This window comes from Paenibacillus elgii NBRC 100335 (genome assembly GCF_004000865.1).
Classification (GTDB): domain Bacteria; phylum Bacillota; class Bacilli; order Paenibacillales; family NBRC-103111; genus Paenibacillus_G; species Paenibacillus_G elgii.
On sequence record NZ_BIMB01000036.1, the window covers coordinates 39,868 to 61,189 of the forward strand.

Genomic DNA, 21,322 nt, shown 5'->3' on the forward strand with positions numbered 1-21,322 from the left:
TAAAAAAACGGAGGCCGCGAGGGCACTCCGTTTCTATAGTACATATCAGGTTGCGGCAGCTTCCGGCAATCCTCGTCGCAGCAGCCGTTTGCCGGTGCTCGTCCGGTAAAACAGCCGCTCCAGCAGGCTGAAGACGCTGCCCGCCAGCCAGTACAGCCCCAGCGCCACCGGCGCCCGCCACGTAATGACGAGCGGGATCAGCAGGAGGATCATCCCGAACAGCAGCCGCTTGCTTCCGCTCATAGAGTCGGCTACGTCGGCCAGCGGGATCATGCTTACCGCGAACGACAGCAGCCCCGTGGCGATCGGGATCAAATGGAACGGATCGGCCTCGGCCAAGTGCGCGACCCAAGGGATCAAAATCGACGTCATTGTACTACCGTGCGTAAAGAACAGGCCATACATCGCCATAAGCACCGGCATTTGAATAATCGCCGACAGCGCCGAGCTTAAAGGATTAATCCCGTACTTTCCGTAAACTTTGGTCGTTTCTTGAACCAGCTTGGCCGGGTCGTTCCCGCACGTTTCCCGCAGCTTGCTAAGCTCGGGGGAAGCAGCGGCGGAACGGACCTGCTGCCGGGCGGCCAGCAGATTGAAGCGGTATAGCGCGCCCTTCACCAGCAGCGTGAGCACGATGACCGCTGCCCCCCAGTCGCGGGTCCAGTCGAACGTCCAGGACAGCACATAAGCCAACAGATCAATCATAGGTTGAAACCATGTATACATGTGAGCGCTCCTTCCGTTGCGATTGAGCCGAGTCATCAAGGCTCGATTGTCAACCCTTCTTGCGATTGAGTCGAGCTCGATCGTCTCTCAATCGTCAACCGTGAAATTTTTCGGTCAACCGACCATCCCATTCCAACGGAAAGGAGCGCTTGCTTCTTCGGATAACGCCGAGGACCGCGGCGGGCATTTTCGGCGAACGAAGACGGTACGCGGACTTTTTCTGGCCCGGTCATGACGTTTGAGCGGGAGCTTGGCAAGCTCGACGGCCGGCTCGAAGGCGAAGGTCAACTGCTTCCCCGACCATCCGAACCATGGCACGACGAACAGCGAAGCCAGCCCGAGCGCCAGCAGCAGCGCCAGATCCAAAGACCACTCCATATCCGTTCACCTCCTTTAACGCGAATTCGCTTACTTAACGTTTTACGGGATTGACCGCAATTCGTTTCATTGCGATAAGGCACTTCCCCGCTGCGCCAAGAGCTTGCGGTATTTCACGAAGCTGACGACACGCCAAGGCACGACATAGGCGACTGCGATCAAGTAAAACAGCATTCCCAGCTCGGCCGGATCAAGCCCGGACAAGTAGCTGCGCAGCGCCAGCCGGATGACGATGAGTCCTACCAAGGCAAAAATAAACGCTTTGCTCTTTTTCGGATAAATCTGCCCGTCTTCGCGAAACTCATAATTCGTCGTCATAATCATCGGAACGGATAAAATAAGACCGAACAGCAGGGACAGCGTTACCTCTTTCACAGTCAAATGAAGCTGCGGGTTGAGCAGACCGAGTATGCCGAAGCCCAAAAAAAGCAGCGGCAGCAGCATCCGGTATCCGTTGCCTTTCACCGGCTTGGCTGCCGCGCGCATTCTCCGCCAGAGAACGAGCGCGATGATGACAACCATAAAAATCACGGGAGAAATGGATTGCATGCGATACCATCCTTATAGTTTTGATATAAACTATTTTACACATAAATTATATAGTCAATCAAACAAATAAGGCTTGTCCCTCCAAACAAAATTAAGGAAACAATAAAAAACCCTTGCCTGGCAAGCGGCAGGGGCTGAATCAGCTAAGGTTTCTTCTGCATCCGGGCGTAGGACAAAATGCGTCTGTACATCGTTTTGTTCTTAAGGGCGTTAAAAATCGATTTGTCCGGCCTCGTGTTGATTTCGAGAATCCAGGGCTTCAGCTTGGTATCGATAGCGACATCGACGCCGAGAGCGGGGAAATGCGGATACTTCGCACTCATATACTCGCTGACGCCCCGGCCCAAAGTTTTCAACTCTTGAATGAATCCGGCGCGGCGTTTCCCTTGAATATGAGGGGAAATCAGCTTGTCTACGGGCATCGGGGTTCCTCCGTTGTGATAGTTCGTGACGATTTTTCTCGGTCTGGCCAGCCGGCCGACCATCCCCGTCACGTCCCAGCCCCGCTGCCGGTTGCGTTGAACCATGATGCGCAGATCGAACGGGCGTTTCTTGTAGTGCAGCAGCGGGATTGCTTTTTGCACGAGATAGTTTCGCCGGGCCGTATGTCTGGAAACCGCGGAGTACAGGCTGTCGAACGAACGAAACGTCCGGGTAGCATAGCCGCTCCTGAGCGTGTAGTGCCCATTGCCCGTGCGGATTACCTTCATGATTCCGTAGCCGCCCGTGCCGTTGTTCGGCTTCAGATAAACCGCCCCCCAGCGCCTCAGCATGGAGCTGACCGCAGCCCGGCTCACCCTTTGCGTCTGCGGAAGGTACGGCTTCCAACGTGCGCCGGTCTTCAAATAACAGTATTTCCCCCACTTCGTGTTGGCATAAACCAATCGATCACCTCCCGTCTAAGCCATGGTATTGTATGTATGCTTCGCAGTTTTGGAAACAGGCATATGCAACACGTCAACGGATCGAGAGGGAATATTTTCAAAAAAACATTGCATTCCTTATAATTCCGAGTATAATACTAGGTAAATAAATTGATTTTACCGTGCTAGGGGATGACAAACATGATTTCTTCTGCCATGCAAGCAGCAGCCGCTCTCTGGGTCGACGACTACCTGGACTTGTACAATTACGCCGGACGGATCGGAGATACGGCCTGGCAGCAAGAGATTGTGGACATCCTGAAGCAAAAAGACGCGTATGTATCGGAGGCTGTACGTACAAGAAAGCTTGATGAGCTGTGGACGACCTTCGATTCGATCAACCGCAAAATGCTGGAGCTTTACCGGGAGCTGCGGGAAACGAACGATTCGTGGGTTACGGAACGGCTCAGAGAGCAAGTGAGGGAATTGAAAACGGAACGCCTTACGGTCTCCAGAAAAATCAAGGCGGAACAATCATAGAAGGTGTTTCATGCGCGGGAGTGTAAATGTGGCATACGGAGGACCGTTCTGCCAGTGGCTTGGTGTGAACACGGCTTGCAGACGACTGCTTAGCCGGAGGTCTCTTGATGCATGCAGCAGACTGCTCTGCTGAAGGCTGAATCCATTTTGAGCGAATGGATCAGGCCGGAAAACGCGCGTCATTACATGGATGCTTGTTTCATCTCGCGCATCATGGTCATCATCATCGTCATCGTTTCGTCGCATTCTTGCATTTTGGACATCATCATGTCCATATCCATGGCATCCATCATCTTCATTTCCATCATCATGTTCATCATGGATTTCATGGAGTTCATTTTGCACATCATTTCATCCATACACATCGTCATCATCATGTTCATGCACATTTTTTCCACTTGGTTCACCTCCTCTATGAAATCTACTAATTTTACTCCACACCAAAAATACTATAAATTCCCAGAAACTTCAAGTCTTTTTTGGTTAAGACAAGCTTGGATAAACGCCTTTCTTGACCCCGGCCCGCGCTTCCGATACTCTAAAAGAAAGTGATATGCGGGAGGAGAATGACCATGTCCGAACGGCCGCCCAAGCGGGATCAAACGTACGGTGTCGGAAAAGAACCGACAGACCGCCCTATCATTCCTTTGCCGAAAGAAACGCTTGAAGACCAGGATGCCATGCTCGCAGCGCAAAAAGAACGACAGAGCTGGATTGACGAGGCTTACGAGGATTTTGTCAAAAACGGCGGTCTGGAGCATCTGCCCGGCTTCGGTAAGCCGCTGACGGTGCCGACCGGAGACGCATGGTCGTCCTTGCTCAAGCAAGCCAAGGTCGAGCATCCGTGGGTCATGCTGCGGAAGGAAATCGGCTCGCTGATGGAGAAAGCGATCAATCGGATGGCCAAAAGCTCCTTCGATCCGGAAATTGACGCGCTGATCGAGGATGCGAACAAGCAGATCGCGGAGCTGAACCGCCAAGCCCCTAGCCTGTCCCTGCACCGCAGCCGCATATCCCGCGACAACCTGCACGAACAGTATGACCGCTGGTATGCGGATAAGTGACTTCGCCGATGCATAACCATAACATGAAAAACCCCCGGAGCCTTTATTCCCTGTTAAGGAAGTGCTGCCGGGGGTATTTTTGTCGATATCGGCTTTTCCGAATTAGAACGATTCGTTAATAACCACGTCGCTGAGCGGCAAACGTTCGGTCGCGCGTGCCGGGCTAGCCGCTTTGCCGATCGGGAGAAGCATAACCGGGACATAGCGTTCCGGAATGTTGAACTCTTGGATCAAAGCAGCCGGATTGTAGCCGCCCATCGGAACGGTATCGTAGCCTTTCGCACGTGCAGCCAGCATAAGCTGCATAGCGGCCAGCGAGGCATTGCGGATCGCTTCGTCGCGGCCTACCGTCGGATTGTTCGCATAGGCGCCGTTAATTTGGCCGAGCATCGTGTCGCGGACTTCCGGCGTCGCCTTTTCAAAGACGATCGGGGCGGTCAAGTTCGCTTGCAGGTCGCCGAGCACGACGACAACTGCGGATGCGTCGGATACTTGCTGTTGGCCGAACGCGATCGGCAGAAGACGGTCTTTGTTCGCCTGCTCGCGAATGACCAGAAAACGCCAATGCTGCAAGTTCCAGGACGACGGCGCGCTTGCGGCCAGCTCCAGAATTTCATTCAGCTCGGCATCCGGGATCACGACGTCCCGTTGATATTGACGGACGGAATGACGGGACAGAATAACTTGCTCTGCGGTTTGTTGTTGTTCGATTTGGCTCATAATTTCCACTCCTTTAGTTGTATAACTCTATTTAGTATAATAACGCAATTAACTTACTTTTGTAAAGTACCGTACGAAAAATTACGAGACCTAATTTTTGAACCTTGATCCATAGGGGAGCACATATAGTTTTTACCTTGAATGCGGTAAATACAGCGTGAAGGTGCTTCCTCTTCCTTCCTCGCTTCGCAGCATCAAGCGGCCGTCCAGCAGCTTCGCCAGCTCCCGCGAAATGGATAGCCCATGGCCCGTCCCTCCGTATCTGCTGGTGGAGAGCGTTGTATAGATTTTGTTCAGATTTGTTTGTTAGAATAGGACGGATAAACCATTCAAAGAAAGGAGTTGTTGCAGCGTGTTCCATCTGTCGCACGTCCTTGGACGAATCAGAAACCGTTGGTTCGCGGCGGCTTCATTCGTCACGGGGAGCGTGTGGTCCGCGCATTTGGCCGTATTGGTATTCCACTGGGACGACAACGTGCGCTATGATACGACTTTAACCCTCATTTCTTTACTTGCTGGCATCATGACGACGTTCCTTATCTTTCATCTGGCTCTGTTCGGAAACAAAAGCCGCCTTCGACTGGCGGGCGGCGGCTTGCTCACGATGATCGGGATGGCAACGATGTATATAACAGGCAGCGAAGCCGCCATCGCTCCGGATGACAATAGAGCTTATTTCGTCCACTCCGTCCTGCGCCCGGTAGATTTATTTTTGCTGTTCGGCGTTCTGGCCGCGATGTGTCTTGTGTTTATCGTCGCTTGGCGGGCCATGCGCCTCCAGCGGCTAGCGCTCGAGAAGCTGGCGTATACCGATCCTTTGACTGGTTTGCTCAACCGGAACGCTTGGGACCGCTATGCCGAGAAAAATACCGTAAACCGGAATGCGGCGTTCTTGTTTCTGGATTTGGACGAATTTAAATCCGTCAATGATACGCTCGGACACGACATCGGCGATTTGTTGATCTTGGAAGTGGGGCAGCGGTTAAAAGCGTTCCAGAACAAGCATCGGCAAATCTACCGGCTCGGCGGGGACGAATTTCTGCTGGTCGCGCTCCAGTGCAGCGAGGCGTCCGCCCAAAAAACGGCTTCCGACATTCTCGAAACGATCAAGGCTCCTTACCACTTGGCAGGAAAGGGGGTACATGTCTCCGGCAGCATCGGCATCTGCCTCGGCTCCGTTCCCGGGTCCAGCTGTACCACTATGCTAAAAAATGCGGATGCCGCCATGTACCGCGCCAAATTGTCGGGAAGAAACCGGTTCTTCACGTATCGCGATGGAATCAGCACATTTTTTTTTAGCCCGCTGCGCGGTACGGGCAAAGGCTTGCCCAAGAGCATCGCTAAAGGCAGAGGAGCCTGAGCTCCGCAGCTTATTGCAAGGGCGAAAAAAAGGGGAGTCCCCCCCCTTAAGAAGCGTTTACATTTTCCGCTCGTTTCCTGTATAGTGAGAGTATCATGAAGACAGGGAGTGATGCTCATTGTTGACGCGAACGACCGAGTTTTATGAGACCCTGCCCTCCAAATGCTGCGATACGTGCGGCGAACCGCTGGAGGAAATGGCCGATTGTTACACGTCCACCTGTACGAAGTGCAAAGGTCATACGTTCTACCCGCTCAGCCCGATTATCCCCGGGCCGACAGCTCATCCGGAATAGTCTGACGCCCCTGCCGAGGGGGCGTTTTTTTGTTTGCATGAAAAAAAGCCGTTCATCCCATTCCGGAATGAACGGCTTTCCACCGAGCGCTGCCGATCCGGCCTCGCTGAATTACCACGCCTCGCGAATCGTAGTCGTCGTCTGCCACGCTGCCCGCACGGAAGACGCCGTCTGCTGAAGATGCATAATCGCATCCCAAGCCTGCTCCGTCGGACGCTGGCGGCGGAACTGCCGCGCCCTTCCCTTCATCGCGGCCAGCGCAAGCCGGTTGTCCGCAAGCTCCAGCAGCTGATCCTGAAGCGCCCGGGCGGCCGTTGCCCGGACAGCGACACCGGCATTCTCCAGCACCGCGGCGTTGTCTTCCTCCTGGCCGGGAATCGGCTTGTACAGCAGCATCGGCAGGCCCACGGCGACCGCCTCCGCCGTCGTCAGCCCGCCCGGCTTGGTCACCAGCAGGTCGGCGACCGCCATCCATTCGTGAATTTCCTCCACGAATCCTTTGACGATGACGCGGTTCGTCGGATGCTCCCGCAGCTCCGCTTTCAGCTCTTCGCGCATGGCCGCGTTGCTCCCGCAGATGACGACCAACTGCAGCCTCTCCTGCAGAGACGTCGAACGAATCAGCGAGCGGACGCTTTCGTCCAGCATGCCGCTGCCGCCGCCCATCACGAGGACGACCGGACGCTGCGGATCGAGACCGAACGACTGGCACAGCCGAACCCGGTCGAACGATTCGGAGAAGCGCCGGCGCACCGGAATGCCGGTCACCCGGACGCGGGAGGACGGCACGCCGTGCAGACGCAGCGCCGCCGCTACCTGCTCGGACCCGACCAGATACAAATCCGTATGCGGCTGCAGCCACAGGCTGTGGTCGGTGTGGTCCGTAATGACCGTAACGAGCGGCGTAGAAACCGCACCCTTTTCTTTAAGCAGCGAGACGGCCGCCGCAGCCAGCGGGAACGTACACACGATGATATCCGGCCTTTTCTCCTCCAGGAGCGTCAGGAACCGGGACAGCCCCAAGCTCAAAAACGTTTTGAACGGAATCGGCATCGCCTCTCTCCGTCTTGTTTTGCGATATAAATAGCCGTAGACCGACGGCACTTTCTCGACGCCCTTCATAAAGCAGTACTTCACCATCGGATGAAGATACGGATATACTTCCTGCATAAAATCGATCACCTCGGCCTGGACGCGGTCCGCCAAGCCTTCTCCGCATGTTTCCGCCAGCGCCCGCGCCGCCTGCCGGTGACCGTCACCCAAGTCGCCGGAGAGCACCAAAACGCGCGCAGCCGCGGGGATCTCGCCGTTCGTCAACATAAGTAGCCCCCCATGAACTATTCTTTGTTTGCCCTTCTACTCTATATATTAAACGAAAAATCTGAAGAAATCCCATCCTCAGAGCTTAAAACTTTCTTAAGTACGCGAATGATCCGGACGTAACTCCGGAGGGCACCCCTAGCGCCCAACGAGAATACACTATCGGCAAAAGCCCATTTTTACGTGTGAACGGAGGATCTTTATGAAGCCTTACCCTGAATACCCTTATTATGCGATGGAAACGGAATGCCGCGAAAAGCCGATTGCCTTCCCGCCCCAGCATCAAGAGCGGCAGCCCGGACTCGAATATTTGATGAGCCCGCGGCCGATCTTCGACAATCCCGCCTATGTCGGCAGCGGCAAGCTCCATGGCAAGGTCGCCCTGATTACGGGCGGCGACAGCGGGATCGGACGCGCGACGGCCGTCGCCTTTGCCAAAGAAGGAGCCGACGTAGCCATCGCCTACTTGTACGAGCATCCGGACGCGGCCGAAACGAAGCAGCATATCGAGCAGATTGGCCGCCGCTGTCTGACGATCCCGGCAGACCTGCGGGACAAAGCTTCGTGCACGGGCGTCGTCGCCCAAACTGTTGCCACGTTCGGCAAGCTGGACGTACTGGTCAACAATCTGGGCGTACAGTACCCGCAGTGGAGCATCTTGGACATTTCGGAGGAGCAATTGATCCAGACGTTCCGAACGAATATATTCTCGTTCTTTTTCGTGACTCAGGCTGCTTTGCCTCATATGAAGGCGGGCGACTCCATCATTAATACGGCTTCGATCACCGCCTATCGCGGCAATCGGCAATTGATCGACTATTCGTCCACCAAAGGGGCGATTGTCGCTTTTACCCGCTCGCTGGCTCTCTCGCTGGTCGAGCAAGGCATCCGAGTGAACAGCGTAGCCCCCGGTCCCGTCTGGACCCCGCTGACGGTCTCCAGCTTCCCCGCTGAGCAGGTGAAGACGTTCGGCACGGATACGCCAATGGGCCGGGCGGCCCAGCCGTTTGAGCTGGCGCCGGCCTACGTATACCTCGCAAGCGACGATTCCAGATTCGTCACCGGCGAGACGCTGCATGTGAACGGAGGCCAGTTCATCACCTCCTGACTTACGCTTTCATCCTTTCGACCCTAATATGTCAACCCTTGTCATATTGCTGTGATAAAATAGAAATATCTGTTGACGTATAAGGAGCGACTATCATGCGTGCGGACCGACTGTTATCGATTTTATTGCTGCTTCAGAACCGCGGCCGAATGACCTCGCGGGAGCTGGCCGAGCAGCTGGAAGTATCGGAGCGGACCATCTTCCGCGATATGGAGGCCCTTAGCGCTTCCGGCATTCCGCTCTATGCCGAACGGGGCTGGGGCGGAGGCTGGGTGCTGCCGGAAGGCTACCGCTCCCAGCTCACAGGACTCAAAATTGATGAAATCCGCTCCCTCCTGCTCGCCCACGGTTCCGGGATGATGCGCGACTTGGGCTGGCGCGAAGCTTTTGACGCGGCCTTGTTGAAGCTGCTTGCCGCTCTGCCTCCTTCCCTGCGGCGGGATGCCGAGGCGGTCCGCCAACGTATCCACGTGGACGGAGCCGGGTGGTATGGACCCGCAGAGGAGGTATCGTGCCTGCCCGTCGTGCAGGAGGCGGTATGGGAAGAACGGCGGCTTGCCGTTCGCTACGGGCGGGGCGACGAGGTCGTCGAGCGCGAGATCGGCCCGCTCGGGCTGGTCGCCAAAGGAAACACGTGGTACTTGATCGGGCTCGTGGACGGCCAGATCCGCACATACCGGGTTTCCCGGATACGCAGCGCTGTCATCCGGCCGGAGAGCTTCGAGCGGCCGGCGGATTTCGATCTGGCCCGTTACTGGGAGCAATCGACGGCCGACTTCAAGTCCCGGCTGCCCAGCTATCTCGTAACGCTGCAAGCGGATGCTTCCACGCTTGCTCTCCTGCGGGAGGAGCACTTCGTCAAAATCCGCGAAACCCGTCCGGCTGCCGACGGCCTAACCGAGCTTACCGCCGATTTCCAAACCGCGGAGTATGCGCTGCGAATCATTCCGGGATACGGCGGCGGACTGCGGGTGCTGGAGCCGGAAGAGCTTCGCGCAAGCCTCCTCCGGCTGGCGGAGGCGATCCGTCAAATGTATGGTCATTGACGATACGGTCCGTCCTGCGCACCTGAAGCCGCAGCAGTACCGTACTCCGACTCCGGCGCCGCCTGCCGGAGTTATTTTTCGTGCGGCGATGACATTTTTTGAACAAAAAAACGAACGAATCCGAAGCTCGGGACCAATATAGAGTGAAAAAACAACGATAGGGGGGCCGGCCGCCTATGACAGACTCCGAATGGCAGTATTGGATCAAGCAAGCAAACTACGGAGATGAAAAAGCGTTTCAAACGATTTACGAGCAAAGTAAGGACCATGTATACCGCACGGTCACGCTTCTCATCGACAACAAACAAGACGCGTGCGACGTGGTCAGCGAGGTGTATGCCGAATTATTCAAATCGCTCGCGAAATACGACGGGTGCAAGCCGTTCCGCTCCTGGCTTACCGGCCTCGTGATCCGCCAAACCCGCAACTGGAACCGAAAGCTGTGGCGGAAATTCAGGCTGCACGAGCGCAGTAAACTGCTGGAAACGGAAGAGCGGACCCCGGATACGGAGGAGCTGTTCCTCCAGCATGAGCATCAGCACGAACTGATCGCTCTTGTTTACAAGCTGCCTTACAAGCTCCGGAGCGTTGTCGTGCTGCGCTATTATCAGGAGCATACCTTTGACGAAATTGCGGAACTGCTGGACATTCCGTCCGGTACGGTCAAATCGAGGCACCACGCCGCAATGGCCAAGCTGCGCAAGCAAGCAGCCCATTTAATCGAAACGAACGAAGGAGGACTTGCCCCATGTCCATCGAAAATCAATTGAAAACCGAGCTTCAGCAATATGCCGGAGCCCTTCACGCCCCATCGCAGCTCGACGAGCGAATCGCAGCGCTAATTCGGAAGCAGACCCGTGTGACGGCTCCGTCCCTCAGACCCGGCAAGCGCAAATACGCGACCCGGGCGGCTCTTATTGCCGCGTGCATCTTTCTGTTTTCCGGCATCGCCTATGCTTCCAGCCTGCTCTATACGATGCAGTCGGATAAGGTGCGCGTAGAGCTGACCCAGCAAGCCGCGGCCACCTTGCCCGCAAACTTGTCCGCCGAGCTGACGCAATCGGTGCGCGACATCCGCGGCCAGCTCGCTTCGGGCGAGTCCGCTTACGTATACAGCGCGGAGCTTGAGAAGCGGAAACTGCCGGCGCTGCTGAAAATTACCGCCCCCGCAGCCTATACGAACCTCGACGCATGGAAAACGGAGACGAAGAAGCACTTTGTCCCGTTCAAGACGCCGACGGCGCTGCCGGCCGGATTCGCGTTCGTCCGGGCGGAGCTGGAAGCTCCTGTAAGCGGGATCGACGCTGCGACCTATGAGCAGTTCCATAGCCTGCTTCGGAAAAAAGCCGGGGCAGCAAACCAAGCCATCGTCTGGCAAAAGGCGCCTTCGGCAGGTAAAGCCGTCTCTCCGATGGATATGCCGGGGCTGGTCTATGCTAACGGTGACGGGGAACAAATCGAGGTGCGTTACCAAGTGTTCTCCGGAGACGATGCGGCGACCGACGTCCACACCCTAACCGGCGAATCGACGACCGCGGATAAGGTCTCCGTTTCGGGCAAGGACGGCTACTATACATTGAACCGCAACCATATGCTCAGCGAAACGGGCGCGATGCAGAGCTTGGCTTGGCTGGAGTCGCAGGACGGCAGCACGATCCTGTACCAAGTGACGACTCCTTCGCTGAAAGTATCTCAAGACGATCTACTTCGCATCGCGAATAGCTTACAGTAATCTCCCGCGTCCGGTCAGTGCTGTCTTGCGAGACAGCAGGGCCGGGCGCCGCCTTTCCCATACAGCAAAAAGGGATCTCCGTGCGCGATTTCGCGTGTCGAAAGATCCCTCAAAGCCGTGCCTCAAGCGTAGATAGCGGTTCTCCCGCCGATTCGAACGACAATCCGGCCGCGGGCTTCCGGCGGCAGCCAAGCAAGCGCCGTCTGGGAAACCGGAACCCGGGAAGACGCCGCCTCGTACAAATAAACGTAATTCGGGTACGTTACCTGATCGATCAAATAAGCGGACTCGGTGCTTCCCGGCTTGCGGTGCTTATTCAGCTTGGCAATGATGCCTGCGGCATTCGTGATGCCAATCCCGTGGCCGAAATAGCTGTCGCTTCCGAGCTTCACCACGTTCTCTCCCTGCCACTCCATCCATTCCGGATCGACGTCGGGATTTTTGAAATACAGGATGTCGCCCGAATACGTCGGCATCTTCTCGGCAATCGTGATCAGCCGCAGGTCGCTGTCTACCTCCCAAGAATACAAATACAGGTTGGCGAACAGCCGGTTGAACTTTTGATCTCCGATCGTCTCAAGCACCGCTTTGTACAACACGATGATGATCGCGGTAGCGCATTCGAACGCATAAGCCCGGCCGTTCGAGAAAATATCACGGATGGCCGCGGCGGACCGGACGTCCTGCCGCATTTGGAATCCGCCGGAATCCGTACGGATCCAATAGGCTGCGTTGCAGCGCGATTTCTTGAAGGAAGCGAACGACGCCGCGCTGTGCTGCATATCTTTGGCCGCTTGGACAATCGCCGTCCGCAGCCTGAGCTCGAAACGCAGCGCCCCTTCCGAGTCATATTGGTACGTTGTGGGGTCCCTGTGTTTCTCCTCGTAGATGTCCCTCTCGGGCGGTTCCCAGCCGGATATATCGACCGACGTTTGGCCGTCCGCAATAACGATCATGGGGACCGGTCACCTCCTCGTCAGAGATGCGATACTAGCGCTCGCTCCCAGTATATGCCCGGGAGGGCCAGGATCAGACCCCAAAAGCCTTAATCCATCTCATAGATCGAACCGGATTTGCTTGCGAACAGCTCAGCGTATACCTTCTCCGCGTAGGCGTCCGTCATGCCCGAGAGATAGTCGGCCACGAAGCGCGGCCACGTCCAGCGGTTTTTATGCCGCTCGTAATTTTCGATCCAATCGGGCGGAATGATCAGACGCCCTTCCTCAGGCACCTTGAAGCTGTCCCACAGCCGCCGGATCATAATTTCGCTGCGCTTCTGGAGCCGCTGCACGCGGAAGTCTTTGATCAAAGTCACCCAAGCCAGCTTTTTCAAAATTTCCATCGTCCGCAGCAGCTCCAAATCCTGCTGACCGTCGCGAACGAACGTGACCCGCTTCCAGCCTTTCTTCGGATCGTCGATAATGCCGACCCGCCCGGCAAAAGCGCTCACCCAGCGGGCTTTCATCTCCCTGCGGGTCCGTGAAGCCTCGTTATCGCACTCGGCGTAGATTTCCTCCCACTGCTCCAGATACGAAGCCAGCACACGCTTGACCATCGCCTTGATATCGACCTGGTCCCAGCCGACCTCCAGGTTCCCATGGTCGCCCTCGATCTCTTCCACCAGATGCATAGCGAGCCGATCGTCCTCGAAAAAGGTCCGGTTCATCTGAATTTTGCCGGCGCGGATGCCGTCCTCGATATCGTGCGTCGAATAAGCGATGTCATCGCTCAAATCCATGAGCTGCGCCTCCAGCGTCGAACAGCCGGCCGGCATGTTCCATTTGTCGCGAAGGTAGCTGATGCCTTCCCATTCCATCGGATACACACCTTTAATCCGTCCGGGCGTGTCCAGGTTATACGGGTATTTATTAATCCCAAGCTGCACCGCTGCCGTCAAATCGAGGCCGCTGCCGCTGCCTGCGCGCTTCTCCAGAAACATCAGCAGCCGGAAATTTTGCGCATTGCCTTCATAGGCCAGACCGTGCTCTTCGGCAAGCAGCCGGTTCAGCACTTCTTCCCCTTTGTGCCCGAACGGCGGATGCCCGAGATCATGCGCCAGCGCAGCGCATTCCACAACCGCCGGGTCCATCATCAAGCCGGGATGCTCCTTCCGCCGCAAAAACTCGTAATGCTCGCCAAGCCGCCGCGCCGTCTCGCGGGCAATTTGCGACACCTCGATCGAATGCGTCAGTCTTGTCCGATAGTAGTCGCCAGTCCCGGCGCCGAACACCTGCGATTTGCCCTGCAGCCGCCGAAAAGCCGGGGATTGGATGAGCCGGGCATAATCCCGCTCGTATTCGTCCCGTTCCTCGCTGAACGTCCCGGCCACCGGTTCGTCCAAACGCAGTTTACGCAAGTCCATCATAATCCCCCCGTTACTCTGCTTCCTATGTCATGAAAAATAACATCATAGGTTGTTGAGCAAATTGTAGCATATTCCTTTTGCAAAGGAAAAGGGGCGCCTCATGGGCTTGTCCCACGTCCTGCTGTCGAAGCGGATGCGGGGGCCTCTATAGCAAAAAAAGCGCAAAAAGACGGCTGGACCAAGGTCCAACCGTCAGTTCGTTGCTGTGAACCATCCGTTATTCAGCGTCGCGCGATGCTAATGCCCGGCGGCATTCGGTACGGCTCCCCCGCCTCCCGGATCTGTCGCCCCGGCGGCAGAAGGACCTCCGGTATATTTGGCGAGATACTGCTTTCCGAACAGTTCATCATATTGAAGCTCCCGGTACTTCTCCACATCGGCAGCGGCCGAAGCCGGAACCGACGCATTCATCTGTCCGTCCGAATCGATGACGAGATTGCGCAGCAGGCCCGGAATCTTCTTGGACAGCTCGGCATTGTACGCCAACGCGGCCGGCTTCTCCATCTGCAGCCGGTCCAGCACATAGGCGCTCAGGAACGAGTTGCTCAGCACTGGCACCTGCTCCTTCGGCATGTCGAAGTTGGACCACATGACAAATGGCACGCTATGCATCTTTTTCAGCTCCTCCAGCGACCATTGATCCGATTTGGCCGTATGAATGAACCCGGACTGCACATATACGTCGTAATCGTACCCAAGCATCGGCAGATGATCGCCATAGAACACGACAATCGTCGGTTCGCTGGAGTTTTGGAAATGATCGATCAACAACTGCAGGCTGCGGTCCGCATCGCGGGCGCCGTGTACGTATGTTTCTAGCGTATCGCGGGCTGTGTCGTCAAGACTGCCTTGAACTTTAACGGGATTGTCGTTGCCATAACGGTGGTCGTCATAAGGGCCGTGATTCTGCATCGTGACCGCATAGATGAACGTTGGGTTGGCGTTGGACTCCACTTCCTTGATAATGTGCTTCGACACCTCGTCATCCGCGATGAAATCGCCGCGGTACTCAGGGTTCTCGAAGCCGTCCTTGCTCAGGAAGCTGTCAAAGCCCATATGCTTGTAGACGTTCTCGCGGTTCCAGAACCAGCCTTCGTACGAATGGATCGCAGCGCTCTTGTAGCCGAGGCCCTTGAAATAGCTGGCCAAGCTCGGGATCGGCTTGCTGATGTACTGCTGATACGGCACCGACCCGGCCGGCAGAAAACTCATCGACTGTCCGGTCAGCACCTCGAACTCGACATTGCTTGTGCCGCCGCCGAACTGCGGCGATAGAAGATAGCCCGACGTGCTTTCCTGCTCAAGTCTGTGAATCGTAGGCACCGGATCTTCGCTGAAGGTGACGTTCGGCAGCAAGGTCGGGTCCCAGAACGCTTCGTTCATCACAAAAATGACGTTCGGCTTCACCGCGCTTGCTGCGCTTGCCGCATTGGCCGTCGACGTGCCGACCATTTCGTTGAGGCTCTCGGCAAGACTTGCCATCGAAGGCTCGCTGTAGCCGGGCGGCTTCGGTACGATCGTATTTTTTACGTTCATGGTGAACGCCAAGGACAGCCCGTTCGTACCGTAGTTTTCCTGCTGGTTCCAGACGATCTCGCTCACTCCCGCCCGGTCCAGCAGCGTTCCGGTCCACGGCGCCCGTACGCCGAAGCTGTACAAAGCGAAGACGCACAGCGCGCCGAGGACGATCCGGGTTACCGGGCGCAGCGACAGCCGCGGTATCCACAAGCGGAACAGGAAAATCACGGCCACGATGGCGAAGACCAGCCCGATCCGCACGAGGGCGGTACGCGACGTAACCAGCGGCAGGATGTTCATGCTCTCCTTGTTCAGGAAAATATCCCATGGAAAGAAGGGCTCGCCGATCAGCTTTACCTTAAAATAACTGATCAGCGATACAATCGAAAGCAGCAGGGCGCTAATGCCGGCGGACAGCACCAGCGACCCGATAATACAGTAAATTAACGAAAACACCAGAAACACAATCAAAGCATTCAATCCGAACAGCTTCCAATCGGCGGTTAGCCAAGTCCAGGTCTCATGCACATTTCCCCGTCCTATCAGTTCCATGCCAAATACCAGAAGCAGGGGAATGACAATCATTGCGGCAACGATTAAGCTGTTCCAACCCATGCGGGCAAGCTTTGACCGTGATGACTTCGGCTGTCCTTGGACATCCAAGGGACGCATCGCTTCTCACACTCCTATCAGCCCGCATATCGTTCTTATTGCGGAATCAATTTTTAACTTATTGTAAAAGCTAAACATTAAAGAAAAATGAATTTAAGATGAAAGGGAGAAATTGGCCCTTGCGGCATAGGACTTTATCCCCGTTATCGGCAAAAAAGAGCAGGGCTCGCTCCGGAGAGCTTTACCTGCTCTTTCTTATTACCCAGATTTACAAAAGGTTAACACTTTATGAGGCGGGGGGCTGCCATTTTTTTATTTTGTACAGCCGCCACTCGTTGTCAAAATCATGATACAGCTCGGCCCATTCGTTGCCTTTTTCGTACAAATCCTTGTATTTCGTATTAATGGCGCTTTTATCGGCGTTCGGCAGCGGCCGTGGGATCAAAATATAATCGACACCGTTGCCGGGCGGATCGTTCTTGGCCTTCTTGAAGTCATAATCGCTCGTAATCAGAAATTTCTTCGTATTGCGGCTGTTTACCAGAATTGTAAACGCCGAGGCCGAGTCGGTCAGGATGGTCGCATCCCCCATATTCTCGTCCAGCCATTTTGCCACGGATCGGTCCAAAATCTGGCTCTGGTAATACTTGTTCCCGCTCTTGATCGTCAGAAACGTGTTCTCGTCGGGCGCAATTTGCGGATTGGTCACCGCATACGACAGCAGCGCGGAAGTCGTCAGCAGTCCGGCAGCCACAACCGTGAAGGCGGCCCGTCGCTTCCGGAGCAAGCCGAGTTCATAAGGAATCCAGGCTACCGTGATCGGGTACACGTACATAAAATAGCGGAACCAGCCGAAAGACGACTCTTTCATCAGCAGCGCAAATTGCAGTCCCGGAATGGACAGGAACAGGCATACCAGCACCAAAGTCTCCCAGCGCAGCAGCCGTCCCGCAAACGTACGAATCAGCAGTATGGCCGCCAGCGGCACGGAAAACCAGGCGGTCTTTTTAGCCACGAAGACAAGGGCCAGTAGCGGACTGTTAAAGATCCGGTTGAAGTTCTCGTCGCCCTTCAGCGCGTCGGACTGGGCCTGATTGGAATATTCGGAGTGCAGGAAGTAAAGCGCGTCGCCCATAATAATATAGTTGAAAAAAATCCAGAGCAGCCCCGAGAACACGGCGGGCAGCAGCAAAATAAACGAGGTGGCCTCCACCTTGCGGGCCCGTTCCGCCCATGGCAGCGGCTTTTCCCCTTCGCCCGGCGGCATCAGCAGCAGAACGATCAGCAGCGCTGCGCCCAAGGATACGCCGAAGGGTACGGCTTCGTACCTCGTCCAGAACGCCAGGGCCAGCGCAAAGCCCGCGAGCACCAAGTGGCTGATTTGGCGTGTTTTGAGCCAGTCGCCGAACCGGATCACGGTGTACATGAGAAAGTAAATATAAGGCGCGTCGCTAAGCCCGTTGGCCCCGAACAGGAACACGAACGGATTCAGGCAGTACAGCAGGCTAAGTCCGAGGCTCATGCCGAACGACAAGCCGTTACGCCGCCCTGCGTCATATAGGAGCAGTGCCGTGAGCCCGGCAAAGACGCTGGTAACGAGCACCCCGGCCAGACCATAGGACGCCAGCTCCGGAAGGATCGGATACAGCACCAGAACGGCCAGTTCCATAAGGCTCGGCAATGGATTCCATACAAAGCCGATGGCCCCCAGATGAGGGTCACGGCTGTACAGCACATAGAAAGCGTTAGCTACCCGGCTGAGCGCGTCCGAATGCATGTACCCGACGATATAACTGATATAAAAGCCGAGCGCAAGCTCGGTTAGAAAGAAAAACAGAAATAATCCCCAACGAAATGCGTTTCTTCTCAGCATCGATTAAAGCTTCTCCCGTCCGAAAAATAACTGCGGCCAGATTCGTCAAAAAATAGGCATTTAGCACCATTATAGAACGAGAGTGTGTTGGTGAAAAGAGGCAATTCAGGAATGCGCTCTCACAGATGAGAATCGATGTCTAAGCATACAGGGCAGCCCGTCCGGAAAAGAAAAGCCGTGCGCGGCTCTTGGACTTTCTGAGTCACGCACGACTTGTGCCGAAGGCTTACTTACTTCCCAAGCACGGCTTCGATCCGCTCCAGCTCTTCGCTGCTGAATTCGAGCTTGCTTACTGCGCCTACCGCATCCTCGATCTGGCTTACTTTGCTCGCCCCGATGAGAGCGGAGGTCACCCGGCCGCCCCGGAGCACCCACGAAATCGCCATCTGCGACAGCTTCTGGCCGCGCTCCCGGGCGATGTCGTTCAGCTTGCGCACTTGGCCCATCACTTCGTCCGTCAGCTCCTCCGGCTTCAGGAAGACGCTCGAACCGGCCGCGCGGGAATCCGCCGGAATTCCGTTCAAGTAACGGTCGGTCAGGATGCCTTTGTAGAGCGGCGAGTAAGCGATGCTGCCGACGCCCTCCCGCTCCAGCAGATCCAGCAGGCCGTCTTCGACCCAGCGGTCCAGCATGGAGTAGCGCGGCTGATGAATAACGCACGGCGTGCCGAGCGACTTCAGTATGGCGATCGCCTGCTCCGCCCGGTCGGCGCGGTAGTTCGAGATGCCGACATACAGCGCTTTTCCTTGGCGCACGAGGTGGTCGAGCGCGCCCATCGTTTCCTCCAGCGGGGTGTTCGGGTCCGGACGGTGATGGTAATAAATGTCGACGTAGTCCAGCTTCATCCGTTTAAGGCTCTGATCAAGACTCGCGATCATATTTTTGCGGGAGCCCCATTCGCCATAAGGTCCCGGCCACATGTAGTAGCCCGCTTTCGTTGAAATGATCAGCTCGTCGCGGTAGTTTTGGAGATCGGAGTGGAGGATTTTGCCGAACGTTTCCTCTGCCGATCCCGGAGGCGGCCCGTAGTTGTTGGCCAAATCGAAATGCGTGATGCCCAAATCAAATGCGCGCCGGACCATAGCCCGGCCGTTCTCATAGATGTCGCCGCCGCCAAAGTTGTGCCACAAGCCCAAGGAAACGGCCGACAGCTTCAGCCCGCTGGCTCCGAGCCGGTTATATTTCATCGTGTCATACCGGTCGCCGCTCGGTAAGTAGGACATATTCGTATTTCCTCCTTCATCCAGGTGATTTTGACCTGCACTTTCTTGTTCCATTGTAGCGCGTTCCACTGGAAAATCGTATGTCAGCATGCTGGACAAATATAGTATAATGTCACTTGATTCCCCTCAGGGCGGGTCCGATTCATGGAGCGGAGGTGGCGATGGTGTGTGCCTTTACATATGTTCACAAGCCCGGACCGCACGAGGCGGGTACGGATTTGAAGCTGTACTATTGCGGGATGGAGGACTGTGCACCCGGACATTCCTGGGGACCCGGTCTGAAGGATCATTATAAAATTCATTACGTCCATCGCGGACGCGGCGTGTACCGGACTCCTTGGCAGACGTACGAGCTGTCGGCAGGATACGGCTTTCTCGTATCCCCGGACACGGTATCGTCCTATCAGGCGGACCTTGACGAGCCTTGGACGTATTCCTGGGCGGCCTTCAACGGGGTGCAGGCGAAGCATTATTTGCAGCGGGCCCGCCTCCGTCCGGAGCAGCCGGTCTTCGAGTGCCGCAGGCCGGAGGTCATCGAAGACTGCCTTCAGCGCATGTTCGAAGCCGGCAAGAGATCCCCGAGCCGGGATATAAAGCTGCTGGGCGCGCTGTATGACTTTTTGTCCATACTGACCGACGAAGCTTATGAGGAAGAGGACATGCCGCCGGAAGCTTTTGTCCCGATGCGGGACAGGTATGTAAAACAAGCGTTGGAATTTATCGAAACGAATTATTCGAGGAATTTTACGATAGAGGAGCTGGCCCATTCGATCGGTCTCGGCCGGAAATACTTGTCCCGGCTGTTCAAGGAAGCGCTCGGCGTATCGCCGCAGCACTTCCTCCTCCGGTATCGCATGGACAAGGCCTGTGAGCTGATGAACAACGGCGCGCTGTCGATCGGCCAGATTGCCTATTCGGTCGGCTATAAGGACCAGCTGTTGTTCTCACGCATGTTCAAGAAGATGAAGGGGCTGGCTCCCAGCCATTACAGGAACCGGTAGAATTGGCGGGGCTGCCGCCTCAGCCGACCCGGGAAACCTCCCGCAAGAAGAAAGTTTTTTTGCAAAGGAGCGTTGATTGAATCCGTCGCTGCAAGGCAGCCGGTCAGACGTCCAATGTTACAGAGCTATTCCTTAACAGAACCGAGGGTGATGCCGTGAATAAAGAACTTTTGCAGGAAAGGATAAACGACCAGAATCGGCAGCATGGCGATAAAAATTTTAGCTGCATTCAAGGTCTGGTTGGAAATTTCGTTCAAGCGCTTTAATGTTTCCGAATCCGTATTAAATTGAGCGGGATCAATCTGGACGACCATCTGCCGAATATAGGTTTGCAGCGGATAATTTTCAGGCTTCGTCATAAAGACCAGCCCGCTGAAAAACTCATTCCAGTGCCCGACAATACTAAACAGCGAAACCGTAGCAAGGACCGGTACGGAAAGCGGTATGAACAGGACGAACAAAGTGTACCAGGGGCCTGCTCCATCCACCAAAGCCGCCTCCTCCAGTTCCTTGGGCAAGTTCCGGAAGAAGTTCATGACCAGGATCACGTTGAATATAGGCAACCCGCCAGAGAGTACCAGAACCCAAATGCTGTCGATGAGCCCGTAAGCCTTTACGGTTTGGTAAAGCGGAATAAGTCCGCCGTTAAACAGCAAGGCAAACACCAGCACCCACATAAGAATGTTTCTTAAGCGAAAATCCCGGTTACTCTTGGATAACGGGTAAGCCATAAGCACGGTGACGATAAAGCTGAGAGAAGCCCCCAACACGACACGCTTCACGGACACCCAGAAGGAAAGGAAAAATTCGCTGTCCCGCATAATTTGCTGATAAGAAACCAAGTTAGCTCCAATCGGCCATAAACGGACGATGCCGGCGGCGGCAGCGGATTTTTCGCTTAGCGAAACCATCAGCGTATACCAAATGGGAAGGACGCACAAAAGCGCCACGGATACCAATACAAGGATGAGGATGACGTCGAACACTTTGGAGACGGTAGTCGATTCTTTAACCATATCAGCGCTCCTT

22 protein-coding genes and 1 pseudogene are annotated in these 21,322 nt (G+C 55.6%); 9 read left to right on the top strand and 14 right to left on the bottom strand.

The genetic code is table 11. The features are described from left to right. Window positions 1-45: 45 nt before the first annotated feature. The 4 genes from PEL01S_RS23155 to PEL01S_RS23170 all read right to left on the bottom strand — a co-directional run bounded on the left by PEL01S_RS23155 (window position 46) and on the right by PEL01S_RS23170 (window position 2,537). Entirely contained in the window at window positions 46-726 is a 681-nt protein-coding gene (locus PEL01S_RS23155; RefSeq protein ID WP_127461990.1) for a YidC/Oxa1 family membrane protein insertase, read from the bottom strand. 114 nt (window positions 727-840) lie between these two features. Next, the gene (locus tag PEL01S_RS23160; protein WP_127461991.1) at window positions 841-1,104 is read right to left on the bottom strand and encodes a hypothetical protein; all 264 of its coding nucleotides are present in this window, start codon (window positions 1,102-1,104) and stop codon (window positions 841-843) included. A 66-nt stretch (window positions 1,105-1,170) separates the two neighbouring features. Continuing rightward, window positions 1,171-1,653, bottom strand: coding sequence for a cytochrome c biogenesis protein CcdC (locus tag PEL01S_RS23165; RefSeq protein WP_108530312.1), 483 nt, complete (start codon window positions 1,651-1,653; stop codon window positions 1,171-1,173). Between the two features lie 143 nt (window positions 1,654-1,796). Next, a complete protein-coding gene (locus tag PEL01S_RS23170) occupies window positions 1,797-2,537 on the bottom strand; it encodes a YheC/YheD family protein (protein WP_063178763.1) in 741 nt (246 codons plus the stop codon). Between the two features lie 180 nt (window positions 2,538-2,717). On the opposite strand from PEL01S_RS23170, the gene PEL01S_RS23175 reads away from it, so the two are divergent. Further along, on the top strand, window positions 2,718-3,056 hold the full coding sequence (locus tag PEL01S_RS23175; RefSeq protein WP_127461992.1) for a hypothetical protein: 339 nt from the start codon (window positions 2,718-2,720) through the stop codon (window positions 3,054-3,056). 182 nt (window positions 3,057-3,238) lie between these two features. On the opposite strand, the gene PEL01S_RS23180 is transcribed toward PEL01S_RS23175, so the two are convergent. Further along, entirely contained in the window at window positions 3,239-3,445 is a 207-nt protein-coding gene (locus tag PEL01S_RS23180; protein ID WP_204343722.1) for a hypothetical protein, read from the bottom strand. Window positions 3,446-3,628: 183 nt separating this feature from the next. Here PEL01S_RS23180 and PEL01S_RS23185 point away from each other — a divergent pair, with 183 nt between their 5' ends. After that, window positions 3,629-4,120, top strand: a complete 492-nt coding sequence (locus PEL01S_RS23185) for a DnaJ family domain-containing protein (protein ID WP_108530309.1) — start codon at window positions 3,629-3,631, stop codon at window positions 4,118-4,120. A gap of 102 nt (window positions 4,121-4,222) precedes the next feature. On the opposite strand, the gene PEL01S_RS23190 is transcribed toward PEL01S_RS23185, so the two are convergent. Both PEL01S_RS23190 and PEL01S_RS23195 read right to left on the bottom strand, forming a co-directional pair. Beyond that, window positions 4,223-4,840: a nitroreductase family protein gene (locus tag PEL01S_RS23190; RefSeq protein ID WP_063178758.1), complete on the bottom strand. Its 618-nt coding sequence runs from the start codon at window positions 4,838-4,840 to the stop codon at window positions 4,223-4,225. A gap of 144 nt (window positions 4,841-4,984) precedes the next feature. Beyond that, a pseudogene (locus PEL01S_RS23195) lies at window positions 4,985-5,137 on the bottom strand (ATP-binding protein); the annotation flags it as partial. A 55-nt stretch (window positions 5,138-5,192) separates the two neighbouring features. Here PEL01S_RS23195 and PEL01S_RS23200 point away from each other — a divergent pair. Together PEL01S_RS23200 and yhfH are read left to right on the top strand one after the other, a co-directional pair. Then, a complete protein-coding gene (locus PEL01S_RS23200; protein WP_127461994.1) occupies window positions 5,193-6,200 on the top strand; it encodes a GGDEF domain-containing protein in 1,008 nt (335 codons plus the stop codon). Between the two features lie 118 nt (window positions 6,201-6,318). Continuing rightward, a complete protein-coding gene (yhfH, locus tag PEL01S_RS23205) occupies window positions 6,319-6,495 on the top strand; it encodes a protein YhfH (RefSeq protein WP_081481548.1) in 177 nt (58 codons plus the stop codon). Between the two features lie 111 nt (window positions 6,496-6,606). Here the strand turns inward: yhfH and PEL01S_RS23210 are convergent, their stop codons facing one another. Beyond that, window positions 6,607-7,815 (bottom strand): MGDG synthase family glycosyltransferase, encoded by a 1,209-nt coding sequence (locus PEL01S_RS23210; protein WP_127461995.1) that lies wholly within the window; start codon window positions 7,813-7,815, stop codon window positions 6,607-6,609. Window positions 7,816-8,017: 202 nt separating this feature from the next. Here PEL01S_RS23210 and PEL01S_RS23215 point away from each other — a divergent pair, with 202 nt between their 5' ends. From PEL01S_RS23215 to PEL01S_RS23230, 4 genes are all read left to right on the top strand, one after another. Next, window positions 8,018-8,923 (top strand): SDR family oxidoreductase, encoded by a 906-nt coding sequence (locus PEL01S_RS23215; RefSeq protein WP_127461996.1) that lies wholly within the window; start codon window positions 8,018-8,020, stop codon window positions 8,921-8,923. A 95-nt stretch (window positions 8,924-9,018) separates the two neighbouring features. Further along, window positions 9,019-9,969 carry a helix-turn-helix transcriptional regulator gene (locus PEL01S_RS23220; protein ID WP_108530304.1) on the top strand — a complete coding sequence of 317 codons (951 nt, stop codon included), beginning with the start codon at window positions 9,019-9,021 and terminating at the stop codon, window positions 9,967-9,969. A 176-nt stretch (window positions 9,970-10,145) separates the two neighbouring features. After that, window positions 10,146-10,739 carry a sigma-70 family RNA polymerase sigma factor gene (locus tag PEL01S_RS23225; RefSeq protein ID WP_063178751.1) on the top strand — a complete coding sequence of 198 codons (594 nt, stop codon included), beginning with the start codon at window positions 10,146-10,148 and terminating at the stop codon, window positions 10,737-10,739. Then, window positions 10,718-11,701 carry a DUF4367 domain-containing protein gene (locus PEL01S_RS23230; RefSeq protein WP_063178749.1) on the top strand — a complete coding sequence of 328 codons (984 nt, stop codon included), beginning with the start codon at window positions 10,718-10,720 and terminating at the stop codon, window positions 11,699-11,701. Before PEL01S_RS23225 ends, PEL01S_RS23230 begins: the two co-directional genes overlap by 22 nt. A gap of 122 nt (window positions 11,702-11,823) precedes the next feature. Here PEL01S_RS23230 and tgl read toward each other — a convergent pair whose 3' ends face one another. From tgl to PEL01S_RS23255, 5 genes are all read right to left on the bottom strand, one after another. Then, a complete protein-coding gene (tgl, locus tag PEL01S_RS23235) occupies window positions 11,824-12,657 on the bottom strand; it encodes a spore coat transglutaminase TGL (RefSeq protein ID WP_127461997.1) in 834 nt (277 codons plus the stop codon). An 89-nt stretch (window positions 12,658-12,746) separates the two neighbouring features. After that, complete coding sequence (locus tag PEL01S_RS23240; RefSeq protein ID WP_127461998.1) at window positions 12,747-14,063, bottom strand: deoxyguanosinetriphosphate triphosphohydrolase family protein; 1,317 nt, start codon at window positions 14,061-14,063, stop codon at window positions 12,747-12,749. 240 nt (window positions 14,064-14,303) lie between these two features. Further along, window positions 14,304-16,256, bottom strand: a complete 1,953-nt coding sequence (locus PEL01S_RS23245; protein WP_127461999.1) for an LTA synthase family protein — start codon at window positions 16,254-16,256, stop codon at window positions 14,304-14,306. A gap of 226 nt (window positions 16,257-16,482) precedes the next feature. After that, a complete protein-coding gene (locus PEL01S_RS23250; protein WP_127462000.1) occupies window positions 16,483-18,069 on the bottom strand; it encodes an ArnT family glycosyltransferase in 1,587 nt (528 codons plus the stop codon). A gap of 230 nt (window positions 18,070-18,299) precedes the next feature. Continuing rightward, entirely contained in the window at window positions 18,300-19,292 is a 993-nt protein-coding gene (locus PEL01S_RS23255; RefSeq protein WP_063178739.1) for an aldo/keto reductase, read from the bottom strand. Window positions 19,293-19,453: 161 nt separating this feature from the next. Between PEL01S_RS23255 and PEL01S_RS23260 the strand changes: the two genes are divergently transcribed. Next, window positions 19,454-20,293, top strand: coding sequence for an AraC family transcriptional regulator (locus PEL01S_RS23260; RefSeq protein ID WP_063178737.1), 840 nt, complete (start codon window positions 19,454-19,456; stop codon window positions 20,291-20,293). 125 nt (window positions 20,294-20,418) lie between these two features. Here PEL01S_RS23260 and PEL01S_RS23265 read toward each other — a convergent pair whose 3' ends face one another. Beyond that, on the bottom strand, window positions 20,419-21,309 hold the full coding sequence (locus PEL01S_RS23265) for a carbohydrate ABC transporter permease (RefSeq protein WP_108530292.1): 891 nt from the start codon (window positions 21,307-21,309) through the stop codon (window positions 20,419-20,421). Window positions 21,310-21,322 lie beyond the last annotated feature (13 nt).

Bases quoted from the DNA above. Each gene is read 5' to 3' on its own strand.
- PEL01S_RS23155 (WP_127461990.1), bottom strand. From the start codon at position 726: ATGTATACATGGTTTCAACCTATGATTGATCTGTTGGCTTATGTGCTG.
- PEL01S_RS23160 (WP_127461991.1), bottom strand. From the start codon at position 1,104: ATGGAGTGGTCTTTGGATCTGGCGCTGCTGCTGGCGCTCGGGCTGGCT.
- PEL01S_RS23165 (WP_108530312.1), bottom strand. From the start codon at position 1,653: ATGCAATCCATTTCTCCCGTGATTTTTATGGTTGTCATCATCGCGCTC.
- PEL01S_RS23175 (WP_127461992.1), top strand. From the start codon at position 2,718: ATGATTTCTTCTGCCATGCAAGCAGCAGCCGCTCTCTGGGTCGACGAC.
- PEL01S_RS23180 (WP_204343722.1), bottom strand. From the start codon at position 3,445: ATGTGCATGAACATGATGATGACGATGTGTATGGATGAAATGATGTGC.
- PEL01S_RS23185 (WP_108530309.1), top strand. From the start codon at position 3,629: ATGTCCGAACGGCCGCCCAAGCGGGATCAAACGTACGGTGTCGGAAAA.
- PEL01S_RS23190 (WP_063178758.1), bottom strand. From the start codon at position 4,840: ATGAGCCAAATCGAACAACAACAAACCGCAGAGCAAGTTATTCTGTCC.
- PEL01S_RS23210 (WP_127461995.1), bottom strand. From the start codon at position 7,815: ATGTTGACGAACGGCGAGATCCCCGCGGCTGCGCGCGTTTTGGTGCTC.
- PEL01S_RS23215 (WP_127461996.1), top strand. From the start codon at position 8,018: ATGAAGCCTTACCCTGAATACCCTTATTATGCGATGGAAACGGAATGC.
- PEL01S_RS23220 (WP_108530304.1), top strand. From the start codon at position 9,019: ATGCGTGCGGACCGACTGTTATCGATTTTATTGCTGCTTCAGAACCGC.
- PEL01S_RS23225 (WP_063178751.1), top strand. From the start codon at position 10,146: ATGACAGACTCCGAATGGCAGTATTGGATCAAGCAAGCAAACTACGGA.
- PEL01S_RS23230 (WP_063178749.1), top strand. From the start codon at position 10,718: ATGTCCATCGAAAATCAATTGAAAACCGAGCTTCAGCAATATGCCGGA.
- tgl (WP_127461997.1), bottom strand. From the start codon at position 12,657: ATGATCGTTATTGCGGACGGCCAAACGTCGGTCGATATATCCGGCTGG.
- PEL01S_RS23240 (WP_127461998.1), bottom strand. From the start codon at position 14,063: ATGGACTTGCGTAAACTGCGTTTGGACGAACCGGTGGCCGGGACGTTC.
- PEL01S_RS23245 (WP_127461999.1), bottom strand. From the start codon at position 16,256: ATGCGTCCCTTGGATGTCCAAGGACAGCCGAAGTCATCACGGTCAAAG.
- PEL01S_RS23250 (WP_127462000.1), bottom strand. From the start codon at position 18,069: ATGCTGAGAAGAAACGCATTTCGTTGGGGATTATTTCTGTTTTTCTTT.
- PEL01S_RS23255 (WP_063178739.1), bottom strand. From the start codon at position 19,292: ATGTCCTACTTACCGAGCGGCGACCGGTATGACACGATGAAATATAAC.
- PEL01S_RS23260 (WP_063178737.1), top strand. From the start codon at position 19,454: ATGGTGTGTGCCTTTACATATGTTCACAAGCCCGGACCGCACGAGGCG.
- PEL01S_RS23265 (WP_108530292.1), bottom strand. From the start codon at position 21,309: ATGGTTAAAGAATCGACTACCGTCTCCAAAGTGTTCGACGTCATCCTC.